The organism is Klebsiella sp. D5A (genome assembly GCF_001620885.1).
In the GTDB taxonomy this organism is placed as follows: Bacteria; Pseudomonadota; Gammaproteobacteria; order Enterobacterales; family Enterobacteriaceae; genus Klebsiella; species Klebsiella variicola.
Genome location: NZ_LOAR01000003.1, coordinates 272,468 through 288,301, shown reverse-complemented (window position 1 = coordinate 288,301; position 15,834 = coordinate 272,468). Strand labels below are relative to the sequence as shown.

The window sequence follows — 15,834 nt, the reverse complement described above, 5'->3', positions numbered from 1 at the left end:
CGGGCCTGATGCCCGCCGTTTTTTTATCTGCATTTCCCCGGGCTGCGGCTGACGCCTTGCCTGGGTTACCAAACCTGACAACACCCTGGGCCTGCTAAGCGCTGCGCAAACAGGGGTCCCCGGTCTAGCCGTTATTCACCAGAATAATCCCGCCGTGATCGTAGCGATAGTGACAGTGGGCATACTCCAGCGGCGTACCGTCTTCGAGGTAGATCACCTGTTCAACCTCCAGCACCGGGTCGGAGAGGTCGCAGTGAAGATGTAATTTATCCAGTTCATCCGGCTTCATCGCACGCACCACGCGGTAAGATCCCATCAGCTTCAGCCCCAGCGTCTCCTGGATATAGCGAAACACCGAGCTTTCCAGATGGCTTTTATTGAGCCCCGGCACCAGCCCCACCGGCATGACCGTCAGATCCAGCGACACCGGTTCCCCGTTGAGCAACCGCAGGCGAACGAAGTCATACACCGGCGCATCGGCGTCAATCAGCAGCGAACTCTGCTCTTTGTCGCTGGGAAAACGCACCTCAAAGCGCACCACTTCGCTTTGTACCTCGCCAAGATGCTCCCAGGTTTTGGTGGCGCCAAAATAGTCGCTGCCGGGCAACTCCCACTGCGACAGCTGGAGAAAATTTTTCCGCACAAAGGTACCCAGTCCTTTGCGGGTATAGATAAGCCCTTCGACGATTAACTGACGCATCGCCTGCTGGATCGTCATCCGGCTGGTGTTGAACTCCGCCGCCAGCGCAAACTGGTCGGGTAGCGGCGCGCTGGCAGGATACTGCTGGCTGATGATGCGTTTTTTTATTTCCCGCGCGATTTGCAGATACTTCGCCGTCATTCCCGGTCCTTTTACATTCTGTGTGTGGCTGGCGGACAGCATACTTGACCTGACCGCCAGGACACTGTTACATCGCTTCGCCGTTGCTGTGGATCACCTGCTTTAGCCACGCATAGCTCTTCTTCGGCACCCGCCGCAGATCCTTGAGGTCATGGTTCTCACGATTGACGTACACCACGCCGTAGCGCTTACGCATATCGCCCTGAGAGCTGAGGATATCGATTAATCCCCAGCCGAGATAGCCAATCACCTGCGCGCCGTCCTCAAATATCGCCGCTTTCATGGCGTTAATATGGTCGCGATGGTAGGCGATGCGGTAATCATCGGCAATGGGATGTTCGCCATCCCAGGATTCGATCACCCCGATGCCATTTTCAATCGGGAACACCGGTAGCCGCCAGTCATTGTAATAGCGGGTGATGATCATGCGAAATCCCAGCGGATCGATCTGCCAGTTCCATTCCGTCGCTTTCAGGTACGGGTTATCCTGATTACCGAATAGCATGTAATTGTTGACCGCCGTTCCCGGCGGGATCGCGTCGCTATTGAGCGCACGGCTGGCGTAATAGCTGAACGCCAGATAATCGACCTTCACCGTCGCCATCAGCGCGATATCTTCAGGGCGATAAATATCGTCAAAGCCTTGGCGAGCGACAAAATGCATCACCTCCGGGCTATAACCCTCGCCGGCGTAGGCGCGCAGCAGGTTCTGGTTTAAAAACTCGTCCAGTTGCTGGGCGCAGAGAATATCGCGTGGTTTGCAGGTAGCCGGATAGACCAGCGCATGGGCCAGCATTCCGCCCATCAGGCACTGCGGCTTCGTCTGATGCAGATAGTGGGTCAGATGGACATGCGCCATCATCACGTGGTGCTGGATCTGGTAGAGTTCGCGCAGCGTTTTATCGCCACGCAAATAGCCGGTGATCAGGAAGGCTTCCGGCGAATGGTAGAGGTTCTGTTCATTGAAGGTCAGCCAGTACTTCACCTTATCGCCGTAACAGTCGATCATCTTCTGGCCATAGCGGATAAAGGCGTCCATGACCCGGCGGTCGGTAAAACCGTTGTAACGCTCCGCCAGCGACAGCGGCATATCAAAGTGATACAGGCAGATCATCGGTTCAATACCGCGGGCAATGAGTTCATCGATAAACTGATGGTAGAACGCGATCCCCTCTTCATTGAATTCGCCGTCCCCTTCCGGGCACACCCGGCTCCAGGCGATCTGGAAGCGGTAGCAGTTCATGCCCAGATCCTGCATCAGATCGAAATCTTCGCGAAAGCGATGATAGGAGTCGGTCGCGACCTTCCAGTCCGAGGCGAATTCCGCCGGTTGACGAATATCGTACACCGACATCCCCTTGCCCCCCTCGTTCCACGCCCCCTCCGTCTGCATGCTGGAGACGGAATTACCCCATAAAAAATCTGCCGGTAGTGTGTTCTTCATGCTGCGCCTCGGTATATGACTAGTCATTTAACTGTAATGACTAGTCATATACAAAAGATCCGCCACCGAAGCAAAAGTCGGATCGTTTTCTGTGAGCCAGGCAAACAAAAAAGATCGCCGCAAGCGGCGATCTTTATAGGCACGGAAAAAACGGCGTTACTGCGCGTCAAGCTGATGACGACGATATTCCCCCTGTCGCTCCAGCATCCAGCCCGGATATTCGCGCGGCAGGGCGCTGACCGCGTCAAGCTGGCGCAACTCATCATCGCTCAGGCGGATAGCGGTCGCAGCGATGTTATCCTGCAACTGCTCGGCCCGTTTGGCGCCAATAATGACGCTGGTCACCGCCGGCTGATGCAGCAGCCACGCCAGGGCAATCTGCGCCACCGATACCCCTTTTGCTTCAGCTATCACCCGCATGACGTCGATGCAATCAAATGCGCGCGCTTTATCCACGGGCGGAAAGTCGAACGCCAGGCGACGACCACCCGCTTCCGCCTCGCCGTCGCGGCGGTATTTCCCGCTCAGCAGGCCGCCCGCCAGCGGGCTCCAGACCATCAGGCCGAGTCCTTCGCTTTGCAGCATCGGCACCAGCTCACGTTCCAGGTCACGCCCGGCAATCGTGTAGTAGGCCTGCAGAGAAGCAAAGCGCGAGAGTCCAAGGCGTTCCGCGATGCCCAGCGCTTTGGCGATTTGCCAGGCCGCCCAGTTTGAAACACCGATGTAGCGCACATGCCCCTGCTGTACCAGGGTATCCAGGGCCGATAGCGTCTCTTCGATCGGCGTCGCCGGATCGAAGCCATGCAATTGATAGAGATCGATATGATCGAGCTGCAGGCGGCGCAGGCTCTCCTTCACGCTGCCCATGATGTGGTACCGTGAGCTGCCGCGCGAGTTCACGCCGGCGGTGCCGGTTTCGCCAAACACTTTGGTCGCCACCACCACGTTTTCACGCGGGATTTTCAGGTTTTTCAGCGCCTGACCGGTAATCTCTTCAGAGCGCCCTTCCGAGTAGACGTTGGCGGTATCGATAAAGTTGATCCCGGCGTCCAGCGCGCTGCCGACCAGCTGTTCGGCTTCAGCCTGGCGCAGCTGGCCGATTTTGCCCCACATCCCTTCTTCGCCGCCGAAGGTCATGGTGCCCAGGCACAGCTCAGAGACAAACAGACCGGTATTGCCCAGTTTTTGATATCGCATAGCACTCTCCTCAACAGGATGGTTAACGTCAGCGGTATAGTTATACCGCTGTGTCGAGGCGTGCGAATGGGGTGTTTCTGTCAGTTTCTTGCCCAATTCTGCAGAAATCAGGCGCAGAGTTTAAAGAGCCAATAGCCGCTGATGGCCGCCCATAGCAGCATAGGAATGGAGTAAAGATGGAAGCGCCACCAGATCCGCCGATCGCTGGCCATGCGCAGGGCGATGATATTGGCCAGCGATCCTGGCAGCAGACCAAAGCCGCCCACGTTAACCGCCCAGGCAAGCAGTATCGACGGCGGGACATAGTTGAGCAGCAGAATGGTCGAGGGCACATTACTGATCACCTGAGACAGGCCGATGGCGGTCAGCCACAGTCCGCCGCCGGAAAGCGTCCCGACGCCGCTCAGCACATGATGCAGCGCCGGAAGCTGGGTCAGCAGGTGGACGTCGATAAACATCACCATAAACACCAGCAGCAGCGACCAGTCCACATGGACGATCACCGCCCGGGCCAGAATCAGGAAGCCCAGCAGCACCAGCGCCAGCCCCCACAGCGCCTGATTCATCTCCAGCGCCGTCAGGAACACCAGATACAATCCCAGACAGCTCCAGACCAGCTTAGGCTGCCACGATGGCGCCTTATCGCTACTCTGGTAGCTGAGCCGGTTTGCCGGGAAACAGAACCAGCACAGCACCAGCAGGGTCAACATCATTGCCGCCGCCAGGGGTAACATCTCGCCGATAAACCCGACGAAAGAGAGGCCGGACCGTCCCCACAGCAAAATGTTCTGCGGGTTGCCGATCGGCGTCAGCAGCGACCCGGCGTTAACCGCCAGCGCTTCGAAGATAATCAGACGGTTAACCGGGATCGCACACCACTTTTTCAGCGTCAGCGTCAGCGGCACCACAATAAACAGGGCCACATCGTTGGTCAGGAAGGTGGACAGGAGCGCTGCCGCCAGCACCATAAAGATGGCCAGCTGGCGCTCAGTCACGAAGCGGCGGGCCATTTTCCGCCCCAGCACGTCAAAGTAGCCGCTCAGTTCAATGCCCTTGGTCAACAGCATCAGGCCGCTGAGCGTGATGATGGTATGCCAGTCAATGGCCGCCGGCCAGCTTGCCGGGACAAACGGCACGATGGCGCTGAGCACGCAGGCGATAATCAGCAGCAGGTGTAAAAAACGGTCGCGCAGCAGCGACTGAACAAAGGGAAGAGTCATGCTTCCTGGGATCCCTGTTTCTGGGTAAATTTCAGGAACATCGCCAGCGTCTCTTCACTCACGTGATGCTCCATTCCCTCCGCATCGCGGCGGGCGATTTCCGGACTGACGCCAATGGCCAGCAGAAAGTTTTCCACAATCTGGTGGCGTTCGCGACTTTCCTGGGCCAGCTTTTCCCCTTCCGGGGTTAAGAAGATCCCGCGCCAGGGGATCTGTTCGATCAGACCCACGCTGGCCAGGCGTTTGAGCATTTTGGCGACCGTGGGCTGCGAAACGCCAAGACGCGCCGCCATATCCACCTGGCGCGCCTCCCCCACTTCGTTGATCAGATCGGAGATCAGCTCCACATAGTCATCGATCAGTTCGCGGCGATGCGCTTCCCGCACCTGACGGAACCCCTCAACGTGCTCTTCAACATTTACTAACTGCGTCACTTTTTTTGTTATTGGCTTACCTGCGCGACGGTTCATTGTGCTTCCTCATTCGTGTGACGCGTCAAGCATCATATAAAAAGATCCACATTGTAATGGATTGCGCCAAGAGCACAAAAAATTAACGTTTTAGCCATAGCTATAAAATATAGCCTGTGCTATATCTGTATGTAATGCAAACAGCCATCATGGATTGACGGCGTGAACAGGCAGGAGGAGAGCAGATGAACGAATTCAAGAGGTGCTTAAACGTGTTTAGCCATTCACCCTTTAAAGTACGATTAATGCTGATCGGTATGCTGTGCGAGATGATCAACGGTAAACCACAGCAGGGCAAACCCCATTCCTAAGGCGGCGTCGCGGTACGCCGCTTCATTTTTCTGTCATCTTCTGCCGGCAAAATGACCGGTTTCCCCCGTTTCCCTGACCTTTTTTCAAGTTTTGTAAGCGCCCTCGCAAAACAATCTGTTATGTCTGGTTGACCTTACCATTTACAAGCCCTATCTTTGCACAGCCCTGCCACATTCGCGGCTCGCAGAGACCCTCTTCACGCACTGTCCAGCAGGTTTTACCCCTTGTCGCCAGGGGATGCGCATGGCCTCTTTTTGATTGTTTACTATGAATGTCACCACCCTGAAAGATACGCTGGTCGCCCGCCGACTGGCACTGAACCCATGGACAGGATTCTACTTTTTACAATCGCTGTTGATTAACCTGGCGCTGGGCTATGAATTTAGCCTGCTCTATACCGTGGCATTTACCTGCGTGTTACATCTTCTGTGGCGCGCTTTTCCGCGCGTCCAGAAAGGGGTAGTCGGCGCCTATTCGCTGCTGGCGGCCCTGTATTACCCCTTTGGCCAGGCTTACGGCGCCCCCAATTTCAACACCTTGCTGGCGCTGCACGCGACCAACGTGGAAGAATCTACGGAAATTCTGACCATCTTCCCGTGGTACAACTATCTGCTGGCGGTCTTCATTTTCGCACTGGGGATCATTGCGGTCCGCCGCAGGATCGTTGAGCCCTCCCGCTGGGGAAAAATGGAGACCCTGGGCCTGCTGTTCAGCGTCGGGATCTTCTTTCTGCAGCCGGTGCAAAACCTCGCCTGGGGCGGCGTGTTCAAGGTGATTGACACCGGTTATCCGGCCTTTCGTTTTGTGAAAGACGTGGTGGTGAATAATAACGAGGTGCTGGACGAGCAGGCGCGAATGGCGCAGCTGGCCGGCATGAAAGACAGCTGGCACGTGCTGGCGGTGAAGCCAAAGTACCATCTCTATGTGGTGGTGATTGGCGAGAGCGCCCGTCGCGACGCCCTCGGCGCCTTCGGCGGCCACTGGGATAACACGCCGTTTGCCAGCTCAGTAAACGGTTATCTGTTTAACAACTATGTCGCCGCCAGCGGCTCGACGCAGAAATCGCTCGGCCTGACGCTTAACCGGGTGGTCGACGGCAAACCGCAGTTTCAGGATAACTTTGTCACCCTCGCCAACCGCGCGGGTTTCCAGACCTGGTGGTTCTCCAACCAGGGGCAGATTGGCGAGTACGACACCGCTATCGCCAGCATCGCCAAACGTGCGGATGAAGTCCAGTTCCTGAAAAACGGCGATTTCGAGGCCAATAAAAATACTCAGGACGAGCAGTTATTAAAGCTGACCGAGCAGGTACTCTCTACGCAGCGCACCCAGCCGCAGCTGATTGTCCTGCATCTGATGGGTTCTCACCCGCAGGCCTGCGATCGGACCAAAGGCAAGTACACGGTTTTCGTCCAGTCGAAAGAGACCTCCTGTTATCTCTACAGCATGACGCAGACCGATTCGCTGCTGGCTAAGCTATACAGTCAGTTGCAAAACTCCGGCGATACCTTTTCACTGACCTACTTTTCCGATCATGGTCTGGCGTTCAAGGAGCGGGGAAAAGAGGTGCAGTATCTGGCGCATGACGATAAGTTCCAGCAGAACTTCCAGGTGCCGTTTATGGTGCTATCCAGCGATGACAAAGCGCATAAAGTGATTAAAGCGCAGCGCTCAGCGAATGATTTCCTCAGTTTCTTCTCCCAGTGGACCGGGATCAAGGCGGCGGAAATCGTCCCGCGCTATCGTTTTATCTCTGAGCAAAAGGCCGGTCCGGTGTACATCACCAACTTCCAGCTGCAGAAGGTGGACTACGCTCACCTCGGTACCGATGAGTTCACCGTCAATTAATCGTGCAGGCCCGGCCAGTCGCTCAGGCTGGCCGGCAACAGGCAAAAAAAATCCGCCCCGAAAGGCGGATTTTTTATATCACCGGAGTGATTAGAAGCGGTAACCCACGCCAGCAATCCAGGTACCGACGTCAACGTTACGAATACGAGACTGCTCGTAGGAGAAGTCCAGAGCAACGTTTTCGATCGGGTTGAACTGCAGACCAGCACCGTAGGAGAAACCGTAGTCGCTCATATCGGATTTCTGGTTCGGGAAGTTGTTGTTCTGGAATTTACCGTAACCAACACCCACTACACCGTAGATGCTTGCCCAGTCGTTCAGACGGTAAGCCGGACCTGCGGTGATGCCGTAGTACTGACCTTTGTTGTAAGTACCGTTGCTGGTGTTATCCTTTTCGGTGTAGGTGAAGGAACCGATAACGCCCAGCGGGTTGTTATCTTGCTCGTAACGGTATTTCAGGTTGAAACCGCCAGCTTTGTTCGCTTTACCCTGCATGTCGCTCTGCGCGTAACCGCCGGTTACGGTAGAAGTTGCAGCAAATGCAGTGGTACCTACGGATGCAGCCAGAACAACGGCCAGTGCTGAAAGACGTGCAATTTTATTCATAACCACCTCAAATGTGTTTCTAATAAGTCCTAAGCCTTAAATATATCAAAAACTTTTGGGAAACTCTTTGGAGTTTACATTGTCTAACATACTTTTTCATGTAACCAAAAGTTTCCATATTTCTATAACAATATGGAAAACAACAATTTTTGGCGTTAACGTACATCTTAACGCTCATTAAGAAATTCGCAAGCATCCAGATTAATCTTAATCACCTGGCGAATTTCTCAGCAACGTGCGCCATTCTACTGTTTTCGCCTCTGTTTTTTTCAACATTAGCTCAACCGTCAGCAGGTTATTCCAGTACACTGGCACTTTTACGACTTTTGACAAAACCTGACAGGAGAAAGGATGCCCGGTCCATCCCGAAAAGCGGCGGCATGGTTGCCGATTCTGGTGATTTTAATCGCCATGACCTCGATTCAGAGCGGCGCATCGCTCGCCAAATCGCTGTTCCCGTTGGTCGGCGCCCCGGGGGTCACCGCCCTGCGCCTGGCGCTCGGGACGCTGATTCTGGTGGTCGTGTTCAAGCCATGGCGGTTACGTTTCTCCCCGACACAGCGCGTGCCGCTGCTACTGTACGGCCTGGCGCTCGGCGCGATGAACTATCTCTTTTATTTATCCCTGCAGCGTATTCCGCTCGGCGTGGCGGTAGCCCTGGAGTTTACCGGCCCGCTGGCGGTGGCGCTGTTTGGTTCGCGCCGACCGCTGGATTTTGTCTGGGTGGCGCTGGCGATCCTCGGACTGTGGTATCTCCTGCCGCTGGGGCAGAATGTGGCGCAGGTCGATTTAACCGGCGCGCTCTTTGCCCTGGGCGCCGGCGCCTGCTGGGCGGTCTATATTCTGACCGGGCAGCGCGCCGGTGAAGAGCATGGGCCAGCCACGGTGGCGATGGGGTCGCTCATCGCCTCGCTGGTGTTTGTTCCGTTAGGCATGGCGCAGGCTACGGATACACTGTGGCAATGGTCGCTGCTGCCGATGGGGCTGGGGATTGCTATTCTCTCAACCGCGCTGCCCTACTCTCTCGAAATGATGGCCTTGACGCGCCTGCCGACGCGCACCTTCGGCACGCTGATGAGCCTTGAACCAGCATTAGCCGCCCTTTCCGGTATGGTCTTCCTCGGCGAAACGTTGAAGCTCTCCCAGACCCTGGCGCTGGGCGCGATCATTATCGCCTCGATGGGCGCCACGCTGACCATGCAGCGACAAAGTAAAATCGAGCAAGTCGATATCAATTAACATTCTGTTACGCCGCCGGCCCGTGAGAAATCCGGGCCGTTCAGCTAAATATAACCCTATGATATTTAGCGACTTTCAAAATAACCAACCACTTTGCGCTATCGAAGTGATATGGCCTGCCGATGCCTCACTCTTTGAAACCCTTGCTATACTTAGTCCCGAAGTTACCTGGGACAACGCTCCACATCATTCAGATTTGAAGTGTGACGAGCATCAATATCAAGAGGATATGAAACGATGAGTACCGCAAAACTGGTTAAATCAAAAGCATCTAATCTGGTCTATACCCGCAACGATGTCGCTGACAGCGAAAAGAAAGCGACCATTGAGCTGTTGAATCGCCAGGTGATCCAGTTCATTGACCTGTCACTTATCACCAAGCAGGCACACTGGAATATGCGCGGTGCGAACTTTATCGCCGTGCACGAAATGCTGGATGGCTTCCGTACCGCGCTAACCGAGCACCTGGACACCATGGCGGAGCGCGCCGTGCAGCTGGGCGGCGTCGCACTGGGCACCACTCAGGTCATTAACAGCAAAACGCCGCTGCAGAGCTACCCGCTCGATATCCATCACGTTCAGGATCACCTGAAAGCGCTGGCTGACCGCTATGCCGTCGTCGCTAACGATGTGCGCAAGGCGATCGATGAAGCCAAAGACGAGGATACTGCGGATATTTTCACCGCGGCCTCCCGCGATCTGGATAAATTCCTGTGGTTCATTGAAGCGAATATCGAGTAAGGCTTTGCCGCCGGCCGCAGCGCGGTCGGCGGCGCCTTTACTTTTCTCGCCCACCTTTCTGTTTTCCGTTCTATCCGTTTCCCCTTCTATGCTTTTCGTCCCCCTGCTGGCCATGCACTGTTTTAGGGCGCCAAATTGATGAAAATGCGCGCAAAAGTAAAACAATTGTAATAATAACCTCACACAATCGTTACGTTGAGATTGTTTTCCCATCAGGGTTTGCGCTAAAAATGTGCTCGTTATTCAGCAACTCTATAACGCACCAAAGTGACGCCCCATCCTGGTGCAGTGAGTGCCTGTCATGATCGAAATTGTGCAACCGCTCGCGCTTCGTTTGTTGAAAAACAACAGCTTGTAAAAGTGGCACGATTTTTTCATTAGGCTAGTCGTTCTCGCAGGGGATCGTCCCGTGGATATAAAAGGAAATGCTATGAAGTCTGTATTTAAAGTTTCACTGGCTGCACTGACCCTGGCTTTTGCGGTTTCTTCCCATGCCGCCAATAAGACCCTGGTTGTCGCCACCGATACGGCGTTCGTCCCGTTCGAATTTAAGCAAGGCGATAAATATGTCGGGTTTGACGTTGACCTGTGGGCGGCTATCGCCAAAGAGCTGAAGCTCGACTACACCCTGAAGCCAATGGACTTCAGCGGCATTATCCCGGCGCTGCAAACTAAAAATATCGATCTGGCGCTGGCCGGGATCACCATCACCGACGAACGTAAAAAAGCGATCGACTTCTCCGACGGCTACTACAAAAGCGGCCTGCTGGTGATGGTCAACGCCAATAATAACGACATCAAAGATGTGAAAGATCTGAACGGTAAAGTGGTCGCGGTGAAGAGCGGTACCGGCTCCGTTGATTACGCGAAAGCCAATATCAAAACCAAAGATCTGCGTCAGTTCCCGAACATCGATAACGCCTATATGGAACTGGGTACCGGCCGCGCTGATGCCGTGCTGCACGATACGCCAAATATTCTGTACTTCATCAAAACCGCAGGCAACGGCAAGTTCAAAGCGGTAGGCGAATCACTGGAAGCGCAAAACTACGGTATCGCTTTCCCGAAAGGCAGCGACGAGCTGCGTGAGAAAGTGAACGGTGCGCTGAAAACGCTGCGCGAGAATGGTACCTACAACGAAATTTATAAAAAATGGTTCGGCACTGAACCAAAATAATAAGAACACACTTCGCCAGACGCAGCTCCGGCGACATCACAACGGTCTTCCGGCACAGACTCGGCGGGAGACCGTATTTTGGCGGAGGATTTCCTCTGCTCTCGACACGGTAACAGGAACGTATTATGCAGTTTGACTGGAGTGCCATCTGGCCTGCCATTCCGATTTTGCTGGAAGGCGCCAAAATGACGCTGTGGATTTCCGTCCTCGGCCTGGCCGGCGGCCTGATAATCGGTCTGGTGGCCGGTTTCGCCCGCTGCTTCGGCGGCTGGATCGCCAACCACATCGCACTGGTGTTTATTGAAATCATTCGCGGCACCCCGATTGTGGTGCAGGTCATGTTCATCTACTTTGCGCTGCCGATGGCCTTTAGCGACCTGCGCATCGACCCCTTCTCCGCAGCGGTAGTGACCATCATGATTAACTCGGGCGCCTATATCGCGGAAATTACCCGCGGCGCGGTGCTGTCCATTCATAAAGGCTTCCGCGAAGCGGGCCTGGCGCTGGGCCTGTCGCGTCGCGAAACCATTCGCCACGTGATCCTGCCGCTTGCGCTACGCCGCATGCTGCCGCCGCTGGGCAACCAGTGGATTATCAGCATCAAGGATACCTCGCTGTTCATCGTCATCGGCGTCGCCGAACTGACCCGTCAGGGACAGGAGATCATCGCGGGCAACTTCCGCGCCCTGGAAATCTGGAGCGCCGTTGCTGTTATCTACCTGATTATCACCCTGGTCCTGAGCTTTATTCTGCGTCGTCTTGAAAGAAGGATGAAAATCCTGTGATTGAATTTAAAAACGTCTCCAAGCACTTTGGCCCGACCCAGGTGCTGCACGATATCTCCCTGAAAATTAATCAGGGTGAAGTGGTGGTCATTATCGGCCCGTCCGGCTCCGGTAAATCAACGATGCTGCGCTGCATCAATAAACTGGAAGAGATCACCAGCGGCGATCTGATTGTCGATGGCCTGAAGGTCAACGACCCGAAGGTGGACGAACGTCTGATTCGTCAGGAAGCCGGGATGGTATTTCAGCAGTTTTATCTGTTCCCGCACCTCACGGCGCTGGAGAACGTCATGTTTGGTCCGCTGCGGGTGCGCGGCGCCAGCAAGCAGGCGGCAGAGAAGCAGGCGAAAGATCTGCTGGCGAAAGTCGGCCTGGCCGAGCGCGCGCATCACTATCCGTCTGAACTCTCCGGCGGCCAGCAGCAGCGTGTGGCCATTGCCCGCGCGCTGGCGGTGAAGCCAAAGATGATGCTGTTTGATGAACCGACCTCCGCGCTCGACCCGGAACTGCGCCATGAAGTGCTCAAGGTGATGCAGGATCTGGCTGAAGAGGGGATGACGATGGTGATCGTAACCCACGAAATCGGCTTTGCCGAAAAAGTGGCTTCGCGATTGATCTTTATCGACAAAGGACGCATTGCTGAAGACGGCAACCCGCAGGAGCTGGTGAAGAACCCGCCAAGCCCGCGCCTGCGCGAATTCCTGCAGCACGTCGCCTGACCCGCAACGGCTCTCTTCCTCCGCGGAGAGAGCCGCTTTTCCAGATTCCTCTTCCCTCCCCTTCCGCCATCGGCTTCTATACTTACCCGTTTACGTTGCAACGGAGGTGCCCATGCCGTGGATCCTGCTTTTGCTCGCTGCACTGTTTACTGCCCCGCTTTCCGCCGCCGCCCTGCCCGGCGTGCCGACAGCTAACGCCGATAAAACCAGCGCCAGCGAACCCGATGCGGAACAGAAAAGAGCGGCCTACGCCGCGCTGGCTGACGTGCTGGCTAACGACAGCGCCCGTCAGGAGCTCATTGACCAGTTACGTAAAGCAGCCGCCACGCCGCCGCCAGACAGCACCCCGACGCTGACGCCGCCGGCGGTGAAAGAAGAGACCACGGTGCTGGAGAACGTCACGCAGATCAGCCGGGAATACGGCGAGCAGCTCTCGTCTCGCTTCTCTCAACTGTGGCGCAATATCACCGGCTCACCGCATAAACCTTTTAATTCGCAAACCTTCACCAGCGCGGCCTGGCATTTTTTACTGCTGGCCGGCCTGGTCTTTGCCTTCTGGTGGCTGGTGCGTCTTGCGGCGCTGCCGCTGTATCGCAAAATGGGTGAATGGGGGCGGCATAAAAACCGCGATCGCGGAAACTGGCTCCAGCTGCCCCTGACCATCGCCGGGGCGTTTGTTATCGACCTGCTGCTGCTGGCGCTGACCCTGTTTGTCGGCCAGTTGTTAAGCGATCGCCTGAATGGTAATAACCCCACCATCGCCTTCCAGCAGAGTCTTTTCCTCAATGCCTTCGCGTTGATCGAGTTTTTTAAAGCCATTCTGCGGCTCATTTTCTGCCCGCGCATCCCGGCGCTCCGGCCTTTTAACCTCAGCGACGAAGCCGCGTCATACTGGAGCCTGCGCCTGAGCGCGCTCAGCAGCCTGATTGGCTATGGCCTGATCGTCGCGGTGCCGATTATCTCCAATCAGGTGAATGTTCAGGTTGGCGCGCTGGCTAACGTCGTCATCATGCTGTGCATTACGCTGTGGGCGCTGTACCTGATTTTTCATAACAAGACCTTGATTACGCAGGGGCTAATCCATCTGGCCGACCGTTCGCTCTCCTTCTTTAGCCTGTTTATCCGCGCCTTCGCGCTGGTCTGGCACTGGCTGGCCTGCGCCTACTTTGTGGTGCTCTTTTTCTTCTCCCTGTTCGACCCGGGCAATAGCCTGAAATTCATGATGGGCGCCACCCTGCGCAGCCTGGCCATTATCGGCGGCGCGGCGCTGGTGTCCGGCATCCTGTCGCGCTGGATAGCCAAAACCATCACCCTGTCACCCGCCACCCAGCGCAATTATCCTGAGCTGCAAAAGCGGCTGAATGGCTGGATCTCCGCCTCGCTGAAGGCCGCGCGCATTCTCACCGTCTGCGTCGCCGTCATGCTGCTGCTGAGCGCCTGGGGCCTGTTTGACTTCCGCGAATGGCTGCATAACGATGCCGGGCAAAAAACGGTGGATGTGCTGATCCGCATCGCCCTCATCCTCTTCTTCTCTGCCATCGGCTGGACGGTGCTGGCCAGCCTGATCGAAAACCGGCTGGCCTCGGATATCCATGGTCGCCCGCTGCCCAGCGCGCGGGCCCGGACGCTGCTGACCCTGTTTCGCAACGCGCTGGCGGTGGTGATCAGCACCATCACGGTGATGATCCTGCTTTCGGAGATTGGGGTTAACATTGCGCCGCTGCTGGCGGGCGCCGGGGCGTTAGGGCTGGCGATTTCGTTTGGCGCGCAAACGCTGGTTAAAGATATTATCACCGGCATATTTATCCAGTTTGAGAACGGGATGAATACCGGCGACCTGGTCACCATCGGCCCTTTGACCGGCACCGTGGAACGAATGTCGATTCGCTCCGTGGGGGTACGGCAGGATACCGGCGCCTATCACATTATTCCCTGGTCCTCGATCACCACTTTTGCCAACTTCGTGCGCGGCATTGGCTCGGTAGTCGCCAACTATGATGTCGACCGTCATGAGGATCTGGATAAAGCCAGCCAGGCTCTGAAGGCGGCGGTGGACGATCTGCTGGCCCAGGAGGAGATCCGCGGCCTGATCATTGGCGAACCGTCATTCGCCGGGCTGGTGGGGCTGAGCAATACCGCCTTTACGCTACGCGTCAGCTTCACCACCCTGCCGCTGAAGCAGTGGACGGTGCGCTTTGCCCTCGACACTCAGGTGAAAAAGCACTTCGATCGCGCCGGGGTTCGCGCCCCGGTACAGACCTGGCAACAGCTGCCGATGCCGGGCTCAGACAGCCCGGCCGCCGAGTAGTTAGAACGGACGGCGGCGTTTGGCGTCGTCCATAAAGCTCCAGGCGATAAAGCGGCTCTGCTTTTGACCCTGGGCCATCTCTTTTTTCACCACTTTCACGGCCCCAACCTCGGTCAGCAGGCGGTAGAGCGGCGGCAGATTGTCGCCGCGCGACACCAGCGAGGTAAACCATTTAACCTGGCGGGCGAAGGCCTGACTTTCGCGGATCATCTGCGAGATAAAGGCCACTTCGCCTCCTTCGCACCACAGCTCCTGCTGCTGACCGCCAAAGTTAAGCGCGCTGTCGGCGCCGAGTCCGAGATTGCGGCGCTTGCGCTCACCGCCCGCCCGGGCGCTCTCTGCGGAGTCATGGAACGGCGGATTACACAGCGTGGCGTCATAGGTCTCGTTTTTGTGGATGACGCCGTGGAAGATGGCCTGGCTCTCTTTTTGCCGACGCAGACGGATCTGCCGGGTCAATCCGGGGTTGCCATTGACAATCGCCTGCGCGCTGGCGAAGGCTTCCGGGCTGATTTCGCTGCCGGTAAAGCGCCAGCCGTACTCGTGAACGCCGATCAGGGGATAGATGAGGTTGGCGCCGGTACCAATATCAAGGATCGTGGCTTGCTTCGGCACCTCGCCACTATCCTGCGCCAGCAGATCCGCCAGATGATGAATATAATCGGCACGCCCGGGCACCGGCGGACAGAGAAAACCGTCAGGAATGTCCCAGTGTTTGACCGCGTAGAAATGCGCCAGCAGCGCTTTATTCAACGCCTTTACTGCCTGCGGATTGGCAAAATCAATGGTCTGCTCACCCAGCGGATTGAGCGTAATGTATCCCTGCAGGTCAGGATGCGCCTGGCAGAGCGCAGGCAGGTCGTAGCGTTGATGGTGGCGGTTACGCGGGTGTAACCCCGGTTTCTGGGCTTTCATGACAATCTCCTT

General features: G+C 56.2%; 15 protein-coding genes. 8 read left to right on the top strand and 7 right to left on the bottom strand.

Going from position 1 to position 15,834, the window contains the following annotated elements; translation table 11 throughout:
* Positions 1-124: 124 nt before the first annotated feature.
* The 5 genes from AS136_RS04940 to mntR form a co-directional block, all read right to left on the bottom strand.
* Entirely contained in the window at positions 125-841 is a 717-nt protein-coding gene (locus AS136_RS04940; RefSeq protein WP_023322260.1) for a GntR family transcriptional regulator, read from the bottom strand.
* 67 nt (positions 842-908) lie between these two features.
* Positions 909-2,285, bottom strand: a complete 1,377-nt coding sequence (locus tag AS136_RS04935) for a glycoside hydrolase family 1 protein (protein ID WP_012542372.1) — start codon at positions 2,283-2,285, stop codon at positions 909-911.
* A 156-nt stretch (positions 2,286-2,441) separates the two neighbouring features.
* The gene (locus tag AS136_RS04930) at positions 2,442-3,482 is read right to left on the bottom strand and encodes an aldo/keto reductase (protein ID WP_008805781.1); all 1,041 of its coding nucleotides are present in this window, start codon (positions 3,480-3,482) and stop codon (positions 2,442-2,444) included.
* 107 nt (positions 3,483-3,589) lie between these two features.
* A complete protein-coding gene (locus tag AS136_RS04925) occupies positions 3,590-4,702 on the bottom strand; it encodes an anion transporter (protein ID WP_012542373.1) in 1,113 nt (370 codons plus the stop codon).
* Positions 4,699-5,172, bottom strand: coding sequence for a manganese-binding transcriptional regulator MntR (gene mntR / locus AS136_RS04920; RefSeq protein ID WP_008805779.1), 474 nt, complete (start codon positions 5,170-5,172; stop codon positions 4,699-4,701). Before mntR ends, AS136_RS04925 begins: the two co-directional genes overlap by 4 nt.
* 185 nt (positions 5,173-5,357) lie before the next feature.
* Between mntR and mntS the strand changes: the two genes are divergently transcribed.
* Positions 5,358-5,483: a manganase accumulation protein MntS gene (mntS, locus tag AS136_RS04915; protein WP_012542374.1), complete on the top strand. Its 126-nt coding sequence runs from the start codon at positions 5,358-5,360 to the stop codon at positions 5,481-5,483.
* 268 nt (positions 5,484-5,751) lie between these two features.
* The gene (locus AS136_RS04910; protein WP_012968654.1) at positions 5,752-7,332 is read left to right on the top strand and encodes a phosphoethanolamine transferase; all 1,581 of its coding nucleotides are present in this window, start codon (positions 5,752-5,754) and stop codon (positions 7,330-7,332) included.
* A 90-nt stretch (positions 7,333-7,422) separates the two neighbouring features.
* Here AS136_RS04910 and ompX read toward each other — a convergent pair whose 3' ends face one another.
* Positions 7,423-7,938: an outer membrane protein OmpX gene (ompX, locus tag AS136_RS04905; RefSeq protein WP_008805777.1), complete on the bottom strand. Its 516-nt coding sequence runs from the start codon at positions 7,936-7,938 to the stop codon at positions 7,423-7,425.
* A gap of 351 nt (positions 7,939-8,289) precedes the next feature.
* On the opposite strand from ompX, the gene rhtA reads away from it, so the two are divergent.
* From rhtA to ybiO, 6 genes are all read left to right on the top strand, one after another.
* Positions 8,290-9,177 carry a threonine/homoserine exporter RhtA gene (gene rhtA, locus AS136_RS04900; RefSeq protein ID WP_012968655.1) on the top strand — a complete coding sequence of 296 codons (888 nt, stop codon included), beginning with the start codon at positions 8,290-8,292 and terminating at the stop codon, positions 9,175-9,177.
* A 237-nt stretch (positions 9,178-9,414) separates the two neighbouring features.
* Positions 9,415-9,918 carry a DNA starvation/stationary phase protection protein Dps gene (gene dps / locus AS136_RS04895; protein WP_002895841.1) on the top strand — a complete coding sequence of 168 codons (504 nt, stop codon included), beginning with the start codon at positions 9,415-9,417 and terminating at the stop codon, positions 9,916-9,918.
* A gap of 430 nt (positions 9,919-10,348) precedes the next feature.
* Positions 10,349-11,095, top strand: a complete 747-nt coding sequence (glnH, locus tag AS136_RS04890) for a glutamine ABC transporter substrate-binding protein GlnH (RefSeq protein WP_004886198.1) — start codon at positions 10,349-10,351, stop codon at positions 11,093-11,095.
* A 125-nt stretch (positions 11,096-11,220) separates the two neighbouring features.
* On the top strand, positions 11,221-11,880 hold the full coding sequence (gene glnP / locus AS136_RS04885) for a glutamine ABC transporter permease GlnP (RefSeq protein ID WP_002895837.1): 660 nt from the start codon (positions 11,221-11,223) through the stop codon (positions 11,878-11,880).
* Positions 11,877-12,599, top strand: a complete 723-nt coding sequence (gene glnQ, locus AS136_RS04880; RefSeq protein WP_008805775.1) for a glutamine ABC transporter ATP-binding protein GlnQ — start codon at positions 11,877-11,879, stop codon at positions 12,597-12,599. The genes glnP and glnQ overlap by 4 nt, the downstream gene beginning before the upstream one ends.
* Before the next feature lie 112 nt (positions 12,600-12,711).
* The gene (ybiO, locus tag AS136_RS04875) at positions 12,712-14,907 is read left to right on the top strand and encodes a mechanosensitive channel protein (protein WP_012542377.1); all 2,196 of its coding nucleotides are present in this window, start codon (positions 12,712-12,714) and stop codon (positions 14,905-14,907) included.
* On the opposite strand, the gene rlmF is transcribed toward ybiO, so the two are convergent.
* Positions 14,908-15,822 carry a 23S rRNA (adenine(1618)-N(6))-methyltransferase RlmF gene (gene rlmF / locus AS136_RS04870; protein WP_008805773.1) on the bottom strand — a complete coding sequence of 305 codons (915 nt, stop codon included), beginning with the start codon at positions 15,820-15,822 and terminating at the stop codon, positions 14,908-14,910. It abuts the gene before it with no gap.
* Positions 15,823-15,834 lie beyond the last annotated feature (12 nt).